16 protein-coding genes are annotated in these 20,392 nt (G+C 65.3%); 10 read left to right on the top strand and 6 right to left on the bottom strand.

Annotated features, from left to right (window positions below):
- The first annotated feature begins 7 nt into the window (after positions 1–7).
- From AC6LKD_RS11000 to AC6LKD_RS10980, 5 genes are read left to right on the top strand one after another with little or no spacing between them, the layout of a single operon-like run.
- Positions 8–1,042, top strand: coding sequence for a substrate-binding domain-containing protein (locus AC6LKD_RS11000; RefSeq protein ID WP_498116211.1), 1,035 nt, complete (start codon positions 8–10; stop codon positions 1,040–1,042).
- Positions 1,039–2,562, top strand: coding sequence for a sugar ABC transporter ATP-binding protein (locus AC6LKD_RS10995; RefSeq protein ID WP_013391179.1), 1,524 nt, complete (start codon positions 1,039–1,041; stop codon positions 2,560–2,562). Before AC6LKD_RS11000 ends, AC6LKD_RS10995 begins: the two co-directional genes overlap by 4 nt.
- Positions 2,559–3,590: an ABC transporter permease gene (locus tag AC6LKD_RS10990; RefSeq protein ID WP_492275891.1), complete on the top strand. Its 1,032-nt coding sequence runs from the start codon at positions 2,559–2,561 to the stop codon at positions 3,588–3,590. The genes AC6LKD_RS10995 and AC6LKD_RS10990 overlap by 4 nt, the downstream gene beginning before the upstream one ends.
- A complete protein-coding gene (locus tag AC6LKD_RS10985) occupies positions 3,587–4,567 on the top strand; it encodes an aldo/keto reductase (RefSeq protein WP_498116209.1) in 981 nt (326 codons plus the stop codon). Before AC6LKD_RS10990 ends, AC6LKD_RS10985 begins: the two co-directional genes overlap by 4 nt.
- A 13-nt stretch (positions 4,568–4,580) precedes the next feature.
- Positions 4,581–5,429, top strand: a complete 849-nt coding sequence (locus tag AC6LKD_RS10980; protein WP_013391182.1) for a class I fructose-bisphosphate aldolase — start codon at positions 4,581–4,583, stop codon at positions 5,427–5,429.
- A 45-nt stretch (positions 5,430–5,474) separates the two neighbouring features.
- Here the strand turns inward: AC6LKD_RS10980 and fdx are convergent, their stop codons facing one another.
- The 3 genes from fdx to AC6LKD_RS10965 all read right to left on the bottom strand — a co-directional run bounded on the left by fdx (position 5,475) and on the right by AC6LKD_RS10965 (position 7,420).
- Positions 5,475–5,813 carry an ISC system 2Fe-2S type ferredoxin gene (gene fdx / locus AC6LKD_RS10975; RefSeq protein ID WP_498116208.1) on the bottom strand — a complete coding sequence of 113 codons (339 nt, stop codon included), beginning with the start codon at positions 5,811–5,813 and terminating at the stop codon, positions 5,475–5,477.
- A 16-nt stretch (positions 5,814–5,829) separates the two neighbouring features.
- The gene (cueR, locus tag AC6LKD_RS10970; protein WP_498116207.1) at positions 5,830–6,309 is read right to left on the bottom strand and encodes a Cu(I)-responsive transcriptional regulator; all 480 of its coding nucleotides are present in this window, start codon (positions 6,307–6,309) and stop codon (positions 5,830–5,832) included.
- A gap of 106 nt (positions 6,310–6,415) precedes the next feature.
- Positions 6,416–7,420, bottom strand: a complete 1,005-nt coding sequence (locus AC6LKD_RS10965; RefSeq protein ID WP_492275894.1) for a 2Fe-2S iron-sulfur cluster-binding protein — start codon at positions 7,418–7,420, stop codon at positions 6,416–6,418.
- A 307-nt stretch (positions 7,421–7,727) separates the two neighbouring features.
- On the opposite strand from AC6LKD_RS10965, the gene AC6LKD_RS10960 reads away from it, so the two are divergent.
- The 3 genes from AC6LKD_RS10960 to AC6LKD_RS10950 are packed head-to-tail and all read left to right on the top strand — an operon-like array spanning position 7,728 to position 13,638.
- Entirely contained in the window at positions 7,728–8,972 is a 1,245-nt protein-coding gene (locus tag AC6LKD_RS10960; RefSeq protein WP_207469029.1) for an efflux RND transporter periplasmic adaptor subunit, read from the top strand.
- Positions 8,969–12,145 (top strand): efflux RND transporter permease subunit, encoded by a 3,177-nt coding sequence (locus AC6LKD_RS10955; protein ID WP_498116206.1) that lies wholly within the window; start codon positions 8,969–8,971, stop codon positions 12,143–12,145. The genes AC6LKD_RS10960 and AC6LKD_RS10955 overlap by 4 nt, the downstream gene beginning before the upstream one ends.
- A gap of 20 nt (positions 12,146–12,165) precedes the next feature.
- On the top strand, positions 12,166–13,638 hold the full coding sequence (locus AC6LKD_RS10950) for an efflux transporter outer membrane subunit (protein WP_498116205.1): 1,473 nt from the start codon (positions 12,166–12,168) through the stop codon (positions 13,636–13,638).
- A gap of 108 nt (positions 13,639–13,746) precedes the next feature.
- On the opposite strand, the gene AC6LKD_RS10945 is transcribed toward AC6LKD_RS10950, so the two are convergent.
- Positions 13,747–14,250, bottom strand: a complete 504-nt coding sequence (locus AC6LKD_RS10945) for a ClbS/DfsB family four-helix bundle protein (RefSeq protein WP_498116204.1) — start codon at positions 14,248–14,250, stop codon at positions 13,747–13,749.
- A 276-nt stretch (positions 14,251–14,526) separates the two neighbouring features.
- On the opposite strand from AC6LKD_RS10945, the gene AC6LKD_RS10940 reads away from it, so the two are divergent.
- Both AC6LKD_RS10940 and AC6LKD_RS10935 read left to right on the top strand, forming a co-directional pair.
- Positions 14,527–16,356, top strand: a complete 1,830-nt coding sequence (locus tag AC6LKD_RS10940) for an ATP-binding response regulator (RefSeq protein WP_498116203.1) — start codon at positions 14,527–14,529, stop codon at positions 16,354–16,356.
- A complete protein-coding gene (locus AC6LKD_RS10935) occupies positions 16,353–16,991 on the top strand; it encodes a response regulator transcription factor (protein WP_498116201.1) in 639 nt (212 codons plus the stop codon). The genes AC6LKD_RS10940 and AC6LKD_RS10935 overlap by 4 nt, the downstream gene beginning before the upstream one ends.
- On the opposite strand, the gene AC6LKD_RS10930 is transcribed toward AC6LKD_RS10935, so the two are convergent.
- Both AC6LKD_RS10930 and AC6LKD_RS10925 read right to left on the bottom strand, forming a co-directional pair.
- On the bottom strand, positions 16,930–19,107 hold the full coding sequence (locus AC6LKD_RS10930) for a peptidase domain-containing ABC transporter (protein ID WP_498116200.1): 2,178 nt from the start codon (positions 19,105–19,107) through the stop codon (positions 16,930–16,932). The genes AC6LKD_RS10935 and AC6LKD_RS10930 overlap by 62 nt on opposite strands.
- Positions 19,104–20,387, bottom strand: coding sequence for an HlyD family secretion protein (locus AC6LKD_RS10925; RefSeq protein WP_498116198.1), 1,284 nt, complete (start codon positions 20,385–20,387; stop codon positions 19,104–19,106). The genes AC6LKD_RS10930 and AC6LKD_RS10925 overlap by 4 nt, the downstream gene beginning before the upstream one ends.
- Positions 20,388–20,392 lie beyond the last annotated feature (5 nt).

Here is a 20,392-nt window from a genome sequence, read left to right as displayed (position 1 = left end):
GCGGAACATGAGACGAGATTTCTTGAAGACCGTAGCGGCGGCGGGCGCCAGCCTGGCGGGAGCCAACGCCTTTGCGCAGAACGCTCCGCAAGCCCCCGGGCTGCGCGGCAACGCGAACGACGTCTACGTGATGAACGTGATGGTGTCCGGGGTGGAGTACTGGTTCCCTGTCTACGAAATGATGAAGCAGCTGGGCCATTCGCTCGGCGTGCGCACCCGCTATTCGGGCACGCCCGAATATGACGTCAACAAGCAGCTGGCCTCGTTCGAGCAGGAACTGGCGCGCAAGCCGGCCGGCATCCTGCTGCACCCCATGAATCCCGACCCCTTCATCGAACCCATCAACCGCGCCGCGGCCATGGGCATCCCGGTGGTGACCTTTGCGGCTGACTCTCCGAATTCCAAGCGCGTGTCCTTTGTCACGTCCGACAATGACCGCGAAGGCGCGCAGGCGGCCGATGCCATCGCGGCCGCGCTCAACGGCAAGGGCGAATACGCGGTGCTGGAAAATCCCGGCCAGGACAACCATGACCGCCGCGTCGCCGCCTTCATAAACCGCATGAAGACCCAGCATCCCGGGATGAAGCTGGTGGGCCGCGCGGCCAGCAACCAGGACCCGAACAAGGCCTACCAGGCCACGCTGAGCCTGGCCCAGGCCAACCCCGGCCTGGGCGCCCTGTTCATGCCCGAAGCCAATTCGGCGCTGGGCGCGGCACAGGCATCGATCGAAACCAAGAAGAACATCAAGGTCTTGTGCTGCGACGTGAACGCCAAGATCCTGGACATGATCAAGTCTGGTGAGGTCTTTGGTTCCGTCAACCCGAACCAGGGCGTGCAGGGCTACATGGGGATGATGCTGCTGTTCCTGGCCCGCAACCAGCAACTGATCGACCCGATGAACGACGCCAAGCGCAACGGCACCAACCCGATGGCGGTGCCGTTCCTGGACAACGGCCTGTCCATCGTCAGCAAGGCGAACGCCGACGACTTTTATTGGGACAAGTACCTGGCGCGTCGCGGCACCAAGGGCATCAACGAATGAACGCGACCGCAGCGCTGCTGGAACTGCAGGGCATCAGCAAGCAGTTCGGCGCGTCCAAGGCCCTGGCCGACGTGCGTTTCACGCTGCGCCGGGGCGAAATCCATGCCTTGTGCGGCGAGAACGGCGCCGGCAAGTCGACGTTGATGAAGATCATCGACGGCATCCACCAGCCGGACAGCGGCGACATCTATCTGGAAGGCGAGCGCGTGGTCATCAATGGGCCGGCCCACGCCATGCGCCTGGGCATCGGCCTGGTCCACCAGGAAATCGCGCTGTGCGGCGACGCCACCGTGGCCGAGAACATTTTCATGCCCGCGATCAGCGCCGGCGCGCAGGCCTGGATGGACTATGCCAGCCTGAACCAGCGCGCTGCCGGCGTGCTACGGCGGCTGGGCCAGGACATCGACCCGGGCTTGCGGGTGGATGCGCTGGGCATATCCAGCCAGCAGCTGGTCGAGATCGCCCGCGCCTTGACGCTGGACTGCAAGGTGCTGATCCTGGACGAACCCACGGCCGCGCTGACCGAAGTCGAGTCCGTGGCGCTGTTCCGTGTGTTGCACGACCTGAAAGCCCAAGGCATCGGCATTGTCTACATCAGCCACCGCATGGCCGAGATCTTCGAGCACTGCGACCGCGTCACGGTGCTGCGCGACGGCCGCGACGTGCACAGCGCCGATATCGCGGCGCTCTCTCCAGACGCGCTGGTGCGTTGCATGGTGGGACGCGACCTGGGCAACTATTACCCGCCCCGGCAAGCCGCTGGCGATGCGCCTGCCGAGGTTCTGCTGGAAGTGGAGGACATCGCCGATGGCGCGAATGTCCACGGCATTTCGTTCACGCTGCGCCGGGGCGAAATCCTGGGCATCTCCGGCCTGATGGGCGCGGGCCGCAGCGAACTGGCCGAAACCGTGTGCGGCCTGCGGCGCGCGCGGCGCGGCGCGGTGCGGCTGCGGGGCCGGCCTCTGCGGCTGCGCCGCTATGCCGACGCCCTGCGCCACGGCATTGCCTACCTGAGCGAAGACCGCAAGGCAGCCGGCCTGTTTCTGGACATGCCGATCGAACAGAGTGTGTCCTCCATGGCGCTGGGCCGCATCAGTTCGCGCTTCGGCCTGCTCAAGCGGGCAGCGGAACGCAGCCTGGCGGTCGAACTGGGCGCACGGCTCAAGCTCAAGTCCGACGGCGTGGCTATCGACGCCAGCTGCCTGTCGGGCGGCAACCAGCAAAAAGTGGCCATCGCCAAACTGCTGGCCACCCGCCCCTCGGTGCTGCTGATGGACGAACCCACGCGCGGCGTGGATGTCGGCGCCAAGTCCGAGATCCATCACCTCCTGCGCGAGCTGGCCAACCAGGGCGTGGGCGTGGTGGTGATCTCGTCCGAACTACCGGAGATCATCGGCCTGTGCGACCGGGCCCTGGTCATACGCAATGGCAGGCTCGCCGGCGAACTGGCGGCAAGCGACATGACGGAAGAAAGACTGCTGCGGCTGGCCTCGGGCCTGTCCGCCCAGGAGGCGACATGATGAGCGACCTGAAATCCCACCCCGCGGCGGAAGCGGTCCTGCCGCCTCCCGCCGCCAGCCTGCCGCCTGGTCCCCGCCTGGGGCGGCGGCTGGGCAGCTTCCGCGAAGCGGGGCTGCTGCTGATCATCGCCGCGCTGTGCGTGGTGATGAGCTTCGCGTCGCCGCATTTCCTGACCTGGGAAAACGTGCGCGCCATGCTGCTGTCGTTTTCCATCGAAGGCATCGTGGTGGTCGGCATGACCATCCTGGTCATTGTCGGCGGCATCGATCTGTCGGTGGGCTCGGTGGTCTGCCTGGCCATGGTCATTACCGGCAAGCTCTTCCTGATGGGACTGGACCCATGGACCGCCAGCCTGGCTGCGATCGCCGTGTGCACGATGGTGGGCGCGCTCATCGGCGGCTGCGTCACACGCATCGGCCTCAGCCATTTCATCGCGTCGCTGGCGTTCATGGTGATCGTGCGCGGTCTGTGCCTGGCAATCACCCAAGGCACGCCGCAATCGTTGTTCTCGCTGCCGCCGCAATTCAAGTTCATCGGCCAGGGATCCATCGGCGGCATTCCCGCCGTCATCCTGATCTTCGCCGTCATCGTCATCGTCAGCGACTTCGCATTGCGCCGCGCGGCCCTGTTGCGCAAGGTGTTCTACACCGGCAGCAATGAAAAGGCCGCGCTCTATGCCGGCATCCGCACCGGACGCGTGAAGTTCTGGGTCACGGTGCTGTGCTCGACCCTGGCCGGGGTTGCCGGCGTGGTCTACACGGCTCGTTTCGGCGCCGCCACGCCCAACTTCGGCGTGGGCATGGAGCTCAATGTCATCGCGGCGGTGGTAATCGGCGGCGCCAGCCTCAAAGGCGGCTCGGGCACCGTGCTGGGTGCGGTGCTGGGCCTGGCCTTGTTGTCGGTCGTCACCAGCTCGCTCATCCTGCTGGACGTGTCGCCCTACTGGCAAGACGTCGTCAAGGGGCTGATCCTGCTGGCCGCCGTCACCGTTGACCATCTCATGAACGTCAGAAAGGGTTCCCGATGAAGACTACAACACTGGGCGCGTCCGGCATCGCTTGCGAATCCGTCGGCCTGGGCACCTGGGCCATGGGCGGCTGGATGTGGGGCGGCGCGGACGACGCTGCCGCCATTGCCGCCATCCAGGCATCCGTCGACGCGGGCGTGCGGCTTATCGACACCGCACCCGCTTATGGCCTGGGGCACGCCGAAAGCCTGGTCGGCCAGGCGCTCAAGGGGCGCCGCCAGCAAGCGGTCATCGCCACCAAATGCGGACTGGTCTGGCACACGCGCCAAGGCGAACATTTCTTCGACGAGGACGGCCAGGCCGTGCATCGCCACCTGGGCCGCGCCTCCATCTTCCATGAAGTGGAACAAAGCCTGGCGCGCCTGCAGACGGATTACATCGACCTCTACATCACCCACTGGCAAGACGCCGGTACGCCCGTCGCCGAGACCATGGACGCCTTGCTGGATCTGAAGCGGCAAGGAAAGATCCGCGCCATCGGCGTCAGCAACGTGGATTCCGGCACTCTGGCCGAGTACTTGCGCCACGGCCCGGTCGACGCCATCCAGGAACGCTACAGCCTGATCGACCGCGAAATCGAATCGACGCTGATGCCGCTGTGCCGCAACCACAACGTCGGCATCCTCGGGTATTCCTCGCTGGCGCTCGGTCTGTTGGCCGGCCCCATCGACCCCGGCCGCCGCTTTACCGGCGACGATCAGCGCGCTGGCAACCCCCGCTTCAGCGTCGCCAACCGTGGCCGCCTGCAAGGCTTCTTCGCGGAACTGGAGCCCCTGCGCCAGCGGCTGGACTGCTCGGCTTCGCAGCTGATGATCGCCTGGACCACCCGGCCAGGCGGCGTGACCGTGGCGCTCTGTGGCGCACGCACGCCACAGCAGGCCACGCAGAACGCCGCCGCCGCCGCGCTGGCGCTCTCGCCTGAAGACCTTGCCGTCATCGACCAGGCGGCCGGGCGCCACCTGCAAACACTGGATTGAACAAGGAGTCCCCATGCTGTACAGAAAAGAAGCGCGCCTGAACCGGCTGCTGAGCAACGGCCGCTGCCTGGATATCGCCGTCGATCACGGCGTTTGCAATGAACCCGGCTTTCTGTCGGGGTTGGAGGACATGCCGGCCGTGATGGAACAGCTGGCGGCGGCGCGCCCCGACGCCATCCAGCTGAACTACGGCCAGGCCGACCTGCTGCAACAACGCCCCGGCCGGGACAAGCCCGCGCTGGTCATGCGCCTGGACATGGGCAATCCCTACAACGCCACCACCCATCGCGTGATGTGGGCCGTGCTGCAGAACGAACAAGACCCGGTGCTGCCCGCCGTCCAGATGGACGCGGCCTGCGTGGTGGTCAACTTGTTCATGCTGCCGGACGAACCCGACCTGTTCCGCCAGTGCGTCGCCAACATCGCCCGCGTGCGCGCGGACTGCGACCGCTACGGCATGCCGCTGATGATCGAACCCCTGGTCATGGCGCCACACTCCGCGCGCGGCGGCTATATGGTCGATGGCGACGCCGAGAAGATCGTCACGTTGGTGAGGCTGGCGCGCGAAATGGGCGCCGACATCGTCAAGGCCGACCCCACGACTGCCACGCGCGATTTCCATCGCGTGGTGCAGGCGGCGCGCTGCCCCGTGCTGGTGCGCGGCGGCGGCCGGGAGGACTTGCGGCAGGTCTTCGAGCGGTCGCGCGAGTTGCTGGATGAAGGCGCCGTGGGGCTGGTGTACGGCCGGAATGTCTACCAGCATGCCGATCCGTCGTCAGTGGTGCGGGCACTGATGGCCATGATCCACGACAACGCCAGCGCCGGGCAGGCGTGGGACATGTATGAGGCGGGAGGCCGATAGGACGCGAGGCTCATTGGCCGAAATCCCTGACACCCTAGCCAGACCCTAATGCTCCTCCTTGGCATGGTTGATCGTGTACTTGGGAATGGCGACGGTAAGGTCCACTTCGGCCACGATGGCCTGACAGCTCAGGCGGGATTGCGCTTCCAGCCCCCAGGCCCGGTCGAGCAGATCCTCCTCGCTCTCGTTGGCTTCGTTCAAGGATTCAAAGCCCTTGCGCACGATGCAGTGGCAAGTCGTGCAGGCGCTGCTCATGTCGCATGCATGTTCTATTTCAATGCCGTTGGCCAGCAAGGCTTCGCAGATCGTGGTGCCGGCCCGCACCTCCAGCACGGCGCCTTCAGGCGCCAGTTCGGCATGCGGAAGAACGGTGATTTTGGGCATATCTGATTCCAGGTTCTCAGCAAGTTGACGCGGGTTTCTCCGGCCTGCCGCTGCGAAAGCGCCGCTGCACCGCGCCGCTGCGCGCGGCAGGCTCCGGCTCTCTGTCGTCGGGCTGCTCAAGGGTATGCAGGATGGGGCAGTTGGACCGCTCGTCGCCCGCGCAGCATCGGATCAGCGTCTTGAGCGTCTCGGCCATTTGCCGCATGCTTTCGATGCGCCGGTCCAGTTCGGCCAGGTGTTCCTGCGCCACGCGCTTGACGTCCGCGCTTTGGCGCGATTGGTCGTGCCACAGGCCCAGCAGATCCTTGGTTTCGACCACCGAAAAGCCCAGATTGCGGGCGCGGCGGATGAAGTGGAGCCGGTGGATGTCGATCCGGTTGTAGGCGCGGTAGCCGGACGTGGTCCGCTGCGCCGCGGGTATCAGGCCGATCTGCTCGTAGTAGCGGATCATCTTTGCCGAGACCTTGGATGTCTTGGACGCTTCGCCGATGTTCATGGAAGTCTCCTTGCTCATGGGGAGGGGGGCATGAGGGAAGCCTGAGGCTTGCCAACGTGGGAAGGTCAAGCGTGTCCGCTGCTGCGGGGCCTGGCGGGAGACCGGGCTACTGTGGCGTAAAAAAGACGTCGGCGTGCATGTCCTGGACGTTCAGGCCGCGCTCGAATGCGAGCGCCATGGCTGCCTCCATCATCGCTGGCGGGCCGGCGACATAGGTTTTCCAATTGTTGAGGTCCGCCAAGTCTTCTCCGACCGCTTGCGTGACGACGCCCGTCCGGTATTGCGCCGCCTGCGTTTCGGACAACACCGGCACAAAGCTCAGGTTGGCGTGGCGGCGAGCCAGTTCCTGGAAATGCTCGACGAAATAAAGATCCCGTGCCATGCGCGCGCCGAAGTAGACGTGTATCGGCTGCCTCATGCCGTGCGCGAGCGCGGTTTCGACGATTGAGTTGATGGGAGCCAATCCCGATCCGCCGGCGATGCAAAGCATCGGTCCGGAATGCTGTTGGCGTAGATGCGAGGACCCGAGCGGAGCGCGGAGTGTGACGCGTTCGCCAGGCTGCAGCGCGGTGTGGACATAGCCCGACGTGACCCCGCCCTGAACCCGGCGGATGTGGAATTCCAGTTCGGAATCGCCCGGCCTGTTGGCCATTGAGTAGCTGCGTGCCGGCGACTGGCCGAATGTAATGTCGGCATATTGCCCGGCGGCGAACGCCAAGGCGTCCGTTCCGTCTGGCCGAATCCTGACGCGCCTGATGTCGTGCGTCAGTTCGTCCATGGAAACGACAAACCCTTCCAGATGCTGGACGGGCGCGGCGGCCGCCAAGTCGTCGGTCCCGAGCCAGGCCACCGCCACATCGGTTTTCGGCACCGCGCGGCACGCCAGAACGTAGCCGCGGGCCTTTTCTTCGTCCGTCAACGCGTAGCGCGAGTGCGGCAGCATTTCCGCCTCGCCTTCAATCAGGCGGGATTTGCAGCTTCCGCAGCGGCCGGAACGACAGCCGTGCGGATAGGCAACGTCATGCTGCAGAGCCGCCTCGAGTATGGTCTGTCCGTCCAGAAGCGGCAGTCGGGTTCGCGCCTGCCGGATATCCACTGTTTTGCCGCTCATGTCGCGGCTCCCTCGATGAGCGCAGCCGTCATCGCAGGCCCCATCGCGTGGGATTGAGGTTCATCGTGAGAGAGGTTCTGCATGATTGTTCCGAGTACTTCAGGTTGGTATGGGACGGCATCAAGATGCCTTCCGGTCTTCAGACAACGGCCCAAATCTATTCCTTCCAACGATTGCAAGGTCAATAGCCTGAAGCGCCTGCAAGCGTGGGCTTGACCTTCCCGTTGTTGTAATGCCTAGCCTTGCCGAATTGCTGCAGAGAAGCTTCGGAAGGGCCGAAGCCCTGCTGTACAGAAGGGGTAAGTCGATGCGTCGAAAATTCAGAATTGTTGTGACGGCAGGAGCCATCGCGGCGGCCGGAACCATTGCGTTAGCGGCCGGCGAGTCCTCCGGAGATGAAAGCAAGACGGGGGCCCCGACGGGCGCAGTGGCCGCGCCGATGGCGCCACAGGTGCCGGTGGCAGAAGTGATTCAGCGCGTCATCTCGCCATCGACCGACTTCACCGGATACCTCTCGGCTCCGGAGACCGTTGAATTGCGGTCACGCGTAAGCGGGGCGGTCGATGCCGTCAGCGTTCCGGAGGGCAGCCTGGTGCGCAAAGGGCAACAGCTGTTTCAGATCGATCCGCGGCCATTTCAGGTCGCGCTCGATACCGCCACGGCACAGCTGCGCCAAGCCGAGGCCCTGGCCAGCCAGGCCCAGGGTGACTTCGACCGCGCCCAGCGACTGGTGGCCACCGGTGCGGTTTCGCGCAAGACCTATGACGACGCCGTCTCCGCGCGCAACGCTCGCCAGGCGGAGATTCTGGTGGCCAAAGCGGCCGTCGCAGCGGCCCGGCTCGACCTGTCCTACGCACGCATCACCGCGCCGATTTCGGGGCGTGTCGACCGGGTTCTGGTGACCGAGGGAAATCTGGTCAACGGCGGCGCGGCGGGCGTGGCAAACCTGCTGACGACGATAGTGTCGATCGACCCCGTGCATGTGTACTTCGATATAGACGAAGCGACCTACCTCAATGCCGTGAGACAGGTCCGGCCGGACTCCCGCGGCGGAAAACCGTCGTTGCCGGTAGCCGTGGCGCTGACGACGGACCGGGGCTTTCCTCACCAGGGCATGCTCGACTTCGTGGGCAACCAGATCGACCGGCGCACAGGCACGATCCGCGTCCGCGCCGTCGTGCCGAATCCCGACGGCCTGCTGGCTCCGGGACTGTTCGCGCGCGCCAGGCTGGCGACGGGCATTGAGCGCCCGGCCATTCTGGTCGATGACCTGGCGGTCGGCACGGACCAAGGGAAGAACTACGTCCTGGTTGTAGGCCAGGACCATCAGGCCCAGTACCGCGCGGTGGAGTTGGGCCAGATGGCGGATGGCCTGCGCATCATCAATAGCGGCTTGCAGGCCGGAGAAAAAATCATCATCAAGGGTCTGGTGCGTCCCGGCATGACGGTCACGCCTCGTCTGGTGCCCATGCAACAGGTAGCCATCGCAGCGCAGAAGGCCGGCAATGCGGGCGATGGCGCCGCTGCCGGCTCCACGGAGACCCGCCAATGAAGTTTCCCCATTTCTTCATTGCCAGGCCGATCTTCGCCATCGTCCTGTCGCTGTTGATGCTGCTGGCGGGCGGCATCGCTTTCTGGCAGCTGCCGCTGAGCGAATACCCTGCCGTCACGCCGCCCACGGTGCAGGTGACCGCGAGCTATCCCGGCGCCAATCCGCAGGTGATCGCCGATACCGTCGCAGCCCCTCTGGAACAGGTGATCAACGGCGTCGAGGGCATGCTTTACATGAGCTCCCAGATGGCGGTCGACGGCCAGATGGTGCTCACCATCGCGTTCAAGCAGGGGACGGACCCGGACATGGCGCAGATCCAGGTGCAGAACCGGGTCTCGCGCGCCTTGCCGCGCTTGCCGCAGGAGGTGCAGCGCATCGGGGTCGTGACGCAGAAGACCTCACCCGATGTGTTGATGGTGGTACACCTCGTTTCGCCCGAAAAGCGCTACGACCCCCTGTACTTGTCGAACTTCGCCATTCGGCAGGTGCGCGACGAACTCGCACGGCTGCCGGGCATCGGCGACGTTCTGGTCTGGGGCGCCGGCGAATACTCCATGCGCGTCTGGCTGGACCCCACCAGCGTTGCCGCGCGCGGCTTGACCGCCAGCGATGTGGTCGCGGCCCTTCGAGAGCAAAACGTGCAGGTCGCCGCGGGATCCGTGGGCCAGCAGCCGGATACCTCGTCCGCCTTCCAGGTGACCGTCAATACCCTGGGCCGCCTGACGAGTACGGAACAGTTCGGCGACATCGTTGTGAAGACCGGCGCCGATGGCCAGGTCACCCGGCTGCGCGACGTCGCCCGGGTGTCCTTGGGCGCGGATTCCTACACCCTGCGCAGCCTGCTCAATGGCGAGTCGGCGCCGGCCCTGCAGATCATCCAGAGTCCTGGCGCCAACGCCATCGACGTTTCCAATGCGGTCCGTGCCAAGATGCAGGAGCTGCAGCAAAGCTTCCCGCAAGATGTGGAGTACCGGATTGCCTATGATCCCACCGTCTTCGTGCGCGCCTCGCTGCAATCCGTAGCAGTCACGCTGCTGGAGGCCATCATTCTGGTGGTGATTGTGGTGGTGCTGTTCCTGCAGACCTGGCGGGCCTCCATCATTCCGCTCGTGGCCGTGCCGGTGTCGCTGGTGGGCACCTTCGCGCTGATGCACATGTTCGGCTTTTCGCTCAACACCTTGTCGCTGTTCGGCCTGGTGTTATCGATCGGCATTGTGGTGGACGACGCCATCGTGGTGGTCGAGAACGTGGAGCGGCACATGGCCCTGGGAGAATCCCCGCGGCAGGCTGCGATCAAGGCCATGGATGAGGTGACGGGACCGATTATCGCGATCACCTCGGTGCTGGCGGCCGTCTTCATTCCTTCGGCGTTCCTTTCCGGATTGCAGGGCGAGTTCTATCGCCAGTTCGCGCTGACCATCGCCATCTCGACCATACTCTCCGCCATCAATTCCCTCACCCTGTCGCCCGCGCTCGCGGCCATCCTGCTCAAGCCGCACCAAGACGCTGCCAAGGCCGACTGGTTGTCGCGCGTTATGGGCAGGGCGTTGGGCGGATTCTTCCGGCGCTTCAACTTCTTCTTCGACAGCGCCTCGCACGCGTATGTCGGCACCGTGCGCCGCGCGGTGCGCGGCAGCGTCATCGTGCTGCTGCTATACGCCGGCTTTGTCGGCCTGACATGGCTGGGCTTCAACCAGGTGCCGAATGGATTCGTGCCGGCCCAGGATAAGTATTTCCTGGTGGGAATCGCGCAGTTGCCCAGCGGCGCTTCGCTCGACCGGACGGCGGCGGCCGTGAAGCAGATGTCCGAGATCGCGCTGGCCGAACCCGGCGTGGAGAGCGTGGTTGCCTTCCCCGGACTTTCGGTCAACGGTCCGGTAAACGTGCCGAACTCGGCGCTGATGTTCGCCATGCTCAAACCCTTCGATGAGCGCCAGGACCCTTCGCTTTCCGCCAACGCCATCGCAGGAAAGCTGATGGGCAAGTTCAGCCAGATTCCGGATGGGTTCCTGGGCATTTTCCCGCCGCCTCCCGTGCCAGGACTGGGGGCCATGGGTGGCTTCAAGCTGCAAATCGAGGACCGCGCCGGAATGGGGTTCGAGGCGCTGATGCAGGCGCAGGGTCAGATCATGGCCAAGGCCATGCAGGCTCCCGAACTGGCAAACATGCTGGCCAGTTTCCAGACCAACGCGCCGCAATTGCAGGTGGACGTCGATCGCGTGAAGGCCAAGTCCCTGGGAGTGTCGCTGACGGACGTGTTCGAGACCCTGCAGATCAACCTGGGATCGCTCTACGTCAATGACTTCAACCGCTTCGGACGCACTTACCGGGTCATGGCGCAGGCCGACGCGCCGTTCCGCATGCAGGCCGATGACATCGGCATGCTCAAAGTGCGGAACAACAGCGGTGAGATGATTCCGCTGAGCGCGTTCGTGACTCTGACACGCGGGTCCGGTCCGGACAGAGTCATCCGCCACAACGGCTTTCCGTCGGCGGATATCAGCGGCGGCCCCGCGCCGGGCTATTCCTCGGGGCAGGCGACTGATGCGATAGAACGCATCGTCCGCGAGACCTTGCCGGAAGGTATGGCGTATGAGTGGACGGACCTCGTCTACCAGGAAAAGCAGGCTGGAAATTCGGCGCTTTACATCTTTCCCCTGGCGGTGCTGCTGGCCTTCCTTATCCTCGCAGCCCAATACAACAGCTGGTCGCTGCCGTTCGCCGTGCTGCTCATTGCACCCATGGCGTTGCTCTCGGCGATAGGTGGCGTCTGGCTATCCGGTGGAGACAACAACATCTTCACGCAGATCGGCTTCGTGGTGCTGGTGGGGCTGGCCGCCAAGAACGCCATCTTGATTGTGGAATTTGCCCGCACCAAGGAAGAAGAGGGCGCCGATCCGCTGGCGGCGGTCCTGGAGGCGGCCCGTCTGCGCCTGCGCCCCATTCTGATGACTTCGTTCGCGTTCATTGCCGGCGTGGTGCCGCTGGTGCTTGCCACGGGCGCTGGCGCGGAGATGCGCCATGCCATGGGTATCGCCGTATTTGCGGGCATGGTGGGCGTGACACTGTTCGGCCTGCTGCTCACGCCCGTGTTCTATGTCGTCGTGCGCAAGCTGGCGCTGCGCCGGGAAGCCCGCCAAGCCTTAGCCCGTTCGGGCGACCAGCACGCATGATGGCCAGGAGGAATTTCGACATGACGTACCGCTTTACTCGTTCCCGGCACGCCGGCATGCTTGCGCCGCTCGTCCTTGCGGTCGCGTTGACTGGGTGCTCCTTGGCGCCGAAGTACGAACGCCCGGAAGCTCCCGTCGACGCGAGCTATACGCCGGATGCTCAGGACGTGCAGCAACAGCCTGATGCGATGGCTGCGGCCGACATAGGCTGGCGCGACTTTTTCCGTGACCCGCTATTGCAGCAATTGATAGAAATTTCGCTGCACAACAACCGGGATATGCGCCGGGCCGCGCTCAACGTCGAGGCGGCGCAGGCGCTGTACCGGATCCAGCGCGCCGCCATGATGCCGAACCTGAGCGTCTCGGCCAGCGGCGCATCCGAGCGCATTCCAGGCGATCTCGGGGCCGCGCAGGCCGGCCACGTCGCCAGACGCTACGACGTGGCGGGCGTGACGGCCGCCTGGGAACTGGATTTCTGGGGCCGCATCCGCAGCCTCAGCGACCAGGCCCTGGCCTCCTATCTGGCGCTGGAGGAAACCCGGATCGCCACGCAACTGAGCCTGGTTTCCGAAGTGGCCAATGCGTATCTCACGCTGCGCGCTGACCAGGAGCTGCTGCGTCTGACGGAAGATACCCTGGCGACGCAAAAGCGTTCTTACGATCTGACGGCCGATCTGGCCGCGGCAGGCAATTCGACGCAACTCGATGTGCGCCTGGCGGAGATTGCGTTGCGCAACGCGGAAGCCTACCGCTCCGCTTACTCCCGGCAAGTGTCGCAGGACCGCAATGCCCTGGTGCTGCTGCTGGGGCAGCCGTTGACGCCCACGTTGTCCAGTCAGCTGGACGAAGCGACAACGCTGCCCGACGGTATCGTTCCGACGGATTTGCCGACCGGGCTGCCATCCGACTTGCTGGTCCGCCGGCCTGACATCCGTGCGGCAGAGCAGATGCTGCGTGGTGCCAACGCCAATATTGGCGCTGCGCGCGCGGCCTTTCTGCCGGCGATCAGCCTGACGGGCTCGGCGGGTTCCGCCAGCGCATCCCTGGATGGCTTGTTCGATTCCGGGTCGCGGGCCTGGACCTTCCTGCCGCAGATCACGCTGCCCATTTTCCGGGGCGGCGCCTTGCTGGCCAATCTGGAAGTGGCGCATGTACAGAAGCGTATCGAAATCGCCAGCTACGAGAAGGCGATTCAGGTGGCGTTCCGTGAGGTGGCCGATGGATTGGCGGGTAAGCGCACGCTCGACGACCAGATCCGTTCGGAGCAGTTGGCGGTGGCGGCCAGCCGCAGTGCGTACGAGCTGGCAGAGCTGCGCTTTCAGGAAGGCGTGGACGACTATCTCACCTTGCTTGAAGCCTATCGCTCGCTATACGGCGCACAGCAAATCCTGGTGCGGACACGCCTGACCCGCTTGAACAATTTGATCGGGCTTTACAAAGCGCTGGGAGGAGGGTGGTCGGAGCATACGGTGCAGTCGCCCGCTGGCGCCTAGGCATCCGCCGGCGGCGTGAACCCCTGGGGGCATCGCTAGTCCCCAGGGGTTTTGCCAGTCGTCTTGAGGTGGCGGCTGGGCTCAGCGATAGCCCGGTGTTGATACCTGCTATACGACCTGTTTCCACGCGCGCAACTTCGACAGCGCGTTGGCGTATGCCATGCACGTGAAGATCTGGAGCTGGCCGCCCAGGGTTTCGGCTCCTCCGCTCGAGGGCGCGAAGAGGGCCACTTCCGAATGCAGCTCCACGCTGCTGACCACGCGCTCCTGTCCGAGCCTGGTCAGCTCATGCAAGTCGTGAAGACTACGGCCGGTGAAATCGCGCCGGAATGCATGAGCCAGCCGGCCGACTCTTTCCAGCATGGCCTCCCGGCTGTAATACGAGGCGCCGGCCTCCCGCGTTCCCGCCGCAGCGAACTGCAGGATCATCGTGTTCCAGAGAATTACGTCGATCAATACGGTTGCAGCATCGATGTGCATGCGATGAGCGTGTCCCACCTCTGCCGTCTTGCGGTAAAGGCTTGCGCGGATGGTGGCCGTCTCTATGCGGAACTGTCGGTGCCGGTCGCGGATGTTGCGCAGGAGCTCTTGTCTGGATGCGGGCAGTTTCATCGGGATCTATCCTCCAAGTCGTCGAACATCGGGCCGTCGGATTGCGTCCGATGAGTCTGCCCGCCGCGGGCGCAGTGCCGGCCACAGAGGCGCGGCCATGCCGCGCTTTTGCTCGGGCCATGGCGAAAATCCTGAGGTTTTCCACTGTGGGAATGTCAAGGCCGCTTGAGATTCACGCGATACCCGCCGAAGCCCGCCAATAGGACTAAAATCCGCACACGCTTCGACCCGCGCCTGCTCCAGCGGCAGGTCCCTCGCACGTAGCATCCCACCCAATTGCAGCCCGCCATCGGCCCAACTTCCGCCTCTACGCCGCCAAGTTCGTCCTATGCCGCCCGCATCCGTCAGGTGCAGGTCGACGCATTGCGCCGAAGCTTTCCGTTCGCCCTGGCCGGGTCGCTGATCAGCGCCTGTTTTTCTGCGTTTGCCTTGGTCGGCGTGCTGCCCCTGCACGAGATCATGCTGTGGCTGGGCGCCACGCTGATGGTGGGCGTGCTGCGCTGGGCCGCGGTGGTGGCGTACGACCGCCACCGCGCCGATCCGTCGGCGGCGCAGCGCTGGGTGCGCCGCATGTTGGCCGGGAATCTCTGTTCCGGCATTCTGTGGGGGCTGCCCTTCGCTTACTGGACGTTCTTCGTGCCGCTGGAATACCAGCTGTTCTTCATCGTCATCCTGTTCGGGCTGGGCACGGGCGCCATCTATTCGAACTACATGCTGCTGCCGGTGATGTACGCGTTCGAGGTGCCGGCTTTCGCGCCGATGTTCATCGCGCTGGCGGCGCAGCCTTCCGCCATTCATCTGGCGCTGGTGACGGGCGGCCTGGCGTACCTGATCGCTACCCTGGCCTTCATCCATCGCATGAACCGCACCCACCTCGATGCGCTGCGGCTGGGGTATGAGAACCTGGCGCTGCTGGAACAGGTGCGCCAGGAGAAGATAGCCGCCGAACGCAGCGATCTGGAGAAGTCCCGTTTTTTGGCGGCGGCCAGCCACGACCTGCGCCAGCCCGTGCACGCGGTGAACCTGTTCCTGGGCCTGCTGGCCAATGAACCCTTGTCCCGGCACGGCCGCTATCTGGTCGACAACATCACCAGTGCGCTGTCCGCGATGGGCCATCTGTTCGACGCCTTGCTGAATCTTTCGCGGCTGGACGCCGGCGTCATCGAGCCTCGCTTCGAGACGTTCAGGATGCAGCCGCTGCTGGACCAGCTGAAGGCCGAGTATGCGCCGCAGGCCGGTGAGAAAGGCATGCGGTTGCGGGTACGTCCGTGCGCGGCCAGCGTGCGTTCGGATCCCGTGCTGCTGGAACGCATGCTGCGCAACCTGATCAGCAATGCCATCGTGCACTCAGACGGCGGGTGCGTTCTGGTGGGGTGCCGTCGGGTCGGGAATCGCTTGCGCGTCGAGGTCTGGGACAACGGCTCCGGGATCCCGAAGACCGAGCAGGAGCGGGTCTTCTGGGAGTTCCACCAGCTGGCCAATCCCGAGCGCGACCGCAGCAAGGGCCTGGGTCTCGGCCTGGCTATCGTGCGCCGCACCGCCAGGCTGCTGGGCCACGAACTGGCGCTGCGCTCGGAAGCAGGCCGCAGCACGGTTTTCACGGTCACGGTGCCGGCTTCGGATCCCGCCGCGGCTGGCCTGTCCGTCGGCGATGCCGGTGTGAGGCTGCCTCCGGGGCCTGCAACCGAAGACGGCCTGCACGGCAAGCTGGCGCTGCTGGTGGACGACGATGCGCAGAACCTGGCGGGCCTGTCCATGTTGTTCGAAAGCTGGGGCTGCCGCGTCATCGCCGCGACCAGTGGCAATGCGCTGTTCGAGCGCGTGCTGCCGCTGGCCGAAACGCCTGCCCTGATCGTCACCGATTACCGGCTGCGCGAACACGAAACCGGCATCCATGTGATCGAACGGTTGCGCGAGGAATACAACGATCCCGATCTGCCTGCCTTGCTGGTCAGCGGCGACACCGACCCGGCGCGGCTGACCGAAGCCGCCGCTCGCGGTGTGCCACTGCTGCACAAGCCCGTGCAAGTCCAGGCGCTGCGTGAGCACGTGACGAGCCTGCTGTACGCCAGGAAAGCAGTGCCCCTTACCGGAGACGCCGAATGACGGCAGTGTTATTGGTTGACGACCACGCCATGTTCCGCGAAGCGCTGGTCATGGCGCTGGGCCAGGCCATACCCGGCATGACGATCCATCCCGCGGCCAGCGGCCAGGAAGCATTGGACGCGCTGGACCGGCAGACGGCGATCCAGCACGTCATCATGGATTTCTACCTGCCCGACATGGCCGGGGCCGAGCTGCTCAAGCGCTTGCGCCAGCGCCGCGCGCAACTGCGCATACTGGTGCTGTCGGCTTCGCAGGATCCGGAGGACATGCGCCGGGCGTTGGAGGCCGGCGCGCAGGGCTTTCTGAACAAGTCCGCCAGTTGCCAGGAACTGGCAGCCGCGCTGGAAGCCGTCAGCGAGGCCCAGCCGGCGCATCGCAGCGTCTCCTCGTCTGCGCTGCTCGCGGGCGGTCAGGATGAGGCGGCCTTGCTGCGTGCGTTGACGCCGCGCCAGAACGAGGTGTTGTGCCTGATGTGCGACGGCCTGCGCAACAAGGAAATATCGGAACGCCTGAACATGACCGAGAAGACCGTCAAGACGCATGTGTCGGCCATCCTGGGCACCCTGGGCGTGCTCAATCGTACGCAGGCGACGCTAGTGGCGCGGCGCGGCGGCGTGTTCGGGAAGCCGGTTTAGGCCGCTGCCCGCTATCGCAGGCCACCTTGCCGGCCACCAGCGAGATCTCGCGTCCGGCCGCCGCAATCGTGTCGGGGCGGTGCGCCACGATCACCCGCGTCATATCGAGCCTGGCGATTGCCGTGTTGACGATCCGTTCGCGTTCGAGGTCCAGATGGCTGGTGGCCTCGTCCAGGAACAGGATGGCGGGCTGCTTGTACAAGGCCCGCGCCAGCAGCACGCGCTGCTTCTGGCCGCCGGACAGCACCGTGCCCATGTCTCCCACCAGCGTGTTGTAGCCCATGGGCATGGCGCAGATGTCGTCGTGGATCGCGGCGATCCGGGCGCAGCGGCTTGCGCGCTCGGGGTCGTACTGCGGATCGAAGAAGCTGATGTTCTCGCCGATGGACCCGGCGAACAGAACGTCATCCTGCAGTACCGTGCCGGCGATGCGCCGCAGGGATGCCGCGCCCGCTCCCCGCGCCGGCACGCCGTCGATCAGCACTTCGCCATCGGTCGGCGCCAGGATGCCCAGCAGGATGTTGATCAAGGTGGTCTTGCCGCCGCCGGAAGGGCCGGTGATCGCGACCGATTCACCCGGTTCGATCCGGAAGCTGACGCCGTCCAGGACATACGGCTCTTGCGGCCCATAGCGGAAGCGCAGATTGCGGACTTCGATCGCGGGCGAGCGCGCTTGCGTGTCTTGTCCGCGCGGCATCTCGTCGACAGGCTCCGGCGCTTCGCGCACGATATCGGCCAGGCGCTCGCCTTGCAGCCGCAGCATCCTCACTTCCACCAGCTTGTCCAGCAGGGCCGCCACGCGCTGGTCGAACAAGGTCTTGTAGACGATGAAAGCCAGCAGCGCGCCCACGGTGAACTGGCCGTCCAGCACCAGCCTCGCGCCCAGCCAGAGTATCGCGATGGAGGACAGGCCGAACAGCAAGCCATTGAAGGTGCGGAAGAACAACGTCCACTTCTGCACGCGCAGGTCGGCGTTGATTTCGTTCACCAGCAGCGACAGCCAGCGGGAACGCCGGTCGTCCTGGTGCTGGAACAGCTTGATCGCCTTGACGCCACGTACGGTTTCCAGGAAGTGCGATTGCTCCTTGGCCGCGTGCACGATGTGCTCTTCGGTTGCGTAGTGCAGCGGCGCATAGCCGGACCAGCGGGCCAGTCCATACAGCGCCATCGCACCCACCGCGATCCACGCGAGCGGCGGGCTGTACAGGAACATCAGCACCAGCGTGATCAGCATGACCAGGCCGTCCAGCACCGCCTCCAGGAAGGACGTCGTCACGGTGCGCTGTATGGCGTCGATGGCGCCGAAGCGCGACACCACGTCGCCCAGGTGACGCTTCTCGAAGTAGCCGACGGGCAGGCGCAGCAGATGGGTGAATACGTTGGTGCGCCATTGCAGGTTCAGTGTGGTGCCCATGACCATCAGCATCCAGCTGCGCGCCACCGAGGTCAGCTGTTTCATGATCATCAGCAAGCCGAAGGCCAGCGCCAGCGTGGTCAGCAGATCGCGATCGCCGGTATTCAGGACATGGTCCACCACCCATTGCAGGAAGAACGGCTGGACCACGGTCAGGATTTCCAGCGCCAGCGCCAGCAGCAGCACCTGCGAGAACGCGCCGCCCAACCCCGATACCCGTCCGGTCAGTTCGCGCAGCCGCACGCGCTTGTAGTCGCGCGCTTCGGTGAAGTCTGGCGTGGGCCATAGTTCCAGCGCAACGCCGGTGAAGGACGCGGACAGTTCGCCGATGGAGCACCTGCGCGTGCCGGACGCAGGGTCGATCAGCGTGGCCGAACGACCGTTGATGGCGGTCAGTACCACGAAGTGATTGAACTCCCAATGCAGGATGCAAGGCAGCTTCAGCTTGCTCAAGGCTCCCAGACTGACCTTGACCGGCCGCGACGCCAGCCCCAGTTGGCTGGCCACATGGATCAGCGTCGCCAGCGTCGCGCCCTTCAGCGATACGGGAAAGCGGCCGCGCAGGGTCGCAAGGCTTTGCTGATGGCCGTGGTAGCCCGCGATCATGCCCACGCAGGCCAGGCCGCATTCGGCGGCCTCGGTCTGCAGGAGCCGGGGCACCCGCCGTTTGACTCCCAGCGTCAGGCGTTCGAGCATGTTCACAGTTTCCCCGACAGCCGCTGGGCGGGATCGAACGCCCATTGGTACAGGCGGCGCGTCTGCTGCAGGATGTCCGCCTCCAGCCGCATGCCGGGCCGCAGCGCTAGCGTCTGCCCTTGCGGTCCGCGCGCCGGAGCGTCCAGCGACACCGTGATGCGGTACATATCCTCCTGGACGCCATTGTTTGCGGCGGCTTCATTCAATTGCCATTCCGGCGATGCGCTGCGCGTTACGGTCTGGACGATGCCGGCCTGCTGCCCGAACGTTTGATATGGGTAGGCCGCGAATCGCATCAGCACCCGATCGCCCGGCGCGACGAATCCCACCGCGCGGCTGGGCGCCAGCAGCTCGGCCTGCAGCCTGGCGCCGTCGGGAACGATGGTGGCCAGGGGCCGTTTGTTGTCCACGGCCTGTCCCGCGGCGGCGGTCACGGCGGTGACGAAGCCGGCCTGAGGCGCGCTGACCAGGATGCGGCGCCTGGCTTCGCTGCGCGTCAAGTCCACGGCGATGTCGGCCATGTCCCGGTCCAGCTGCGCCAGCTGGTTCTGCTGCCGCAGCGCCAGATCCGCCAGCGCGGCCTGCCGGTTGGACAGGTCGGTTGCCAGCCCGATGCGGTCGCGCAGCAGCGCTTGCAGCTGATTGCGCTGTTCCAGCAGCTCGGCGCGCTTCTGGTCGGCTTCCTCGGCGGAGAGATAGCCTTTTTCCATCAGGCCGCGATAGCGGTGCGCGCTGTCTTCGGCCAACTTGATGCGGGCGCGCTGCCCCGCGATCTGGTTGTCCATCGCCGCCAGTTGCGCCTTCAGGCTGGCGATGGCGGCGGTCTGGCTATCGTGCTCGCTCTGTTGCAGCAGCACTGTCTTCTGGCGCGCCAGCCTCAGACTTTCTTCGCGCTGCCGGATCTGGCCGCTGATGGCTTCCTGGGTCTCGCCCAGGGCGCTTTGTTGATCGCCGGACACCACGTAGAGCACGTCGCCAGCAGCAACATGCTGGCCTTCCTGGACCCGGCTTTCGAGCACGATGCCGGCCTGCGGCACGTAGAGCTTGATCAGCCCGGTGTCGGGCGCCAGCTGGCCGCTCACGGTCGCGCGCTTGGTGTACGAGCCGAACGCAAGAAACAGGCAGATGGTCAGCACGAAGCCCGCCAGCACGGCGGTGACCAGTGCGAACGACACTGGCCGGATCAGGACGATGTCGCCCAGCCCGACGGAGTGTTGCGCGGCAAGCGCCTTTTTGCGATAGAGCGTCACGGCGTTGGAAGCAGCCCAGGAAAACGTGGTGAGCAAAAGCC

The sequence above is a fragment of the Achromobacter sp. D7-1 genome (assembly GCF_059760445.1).
Note: the sequence above shows the minus strand (reverse complement) of the source record. Positions and strands in the feature narration are given on the sequence as shown.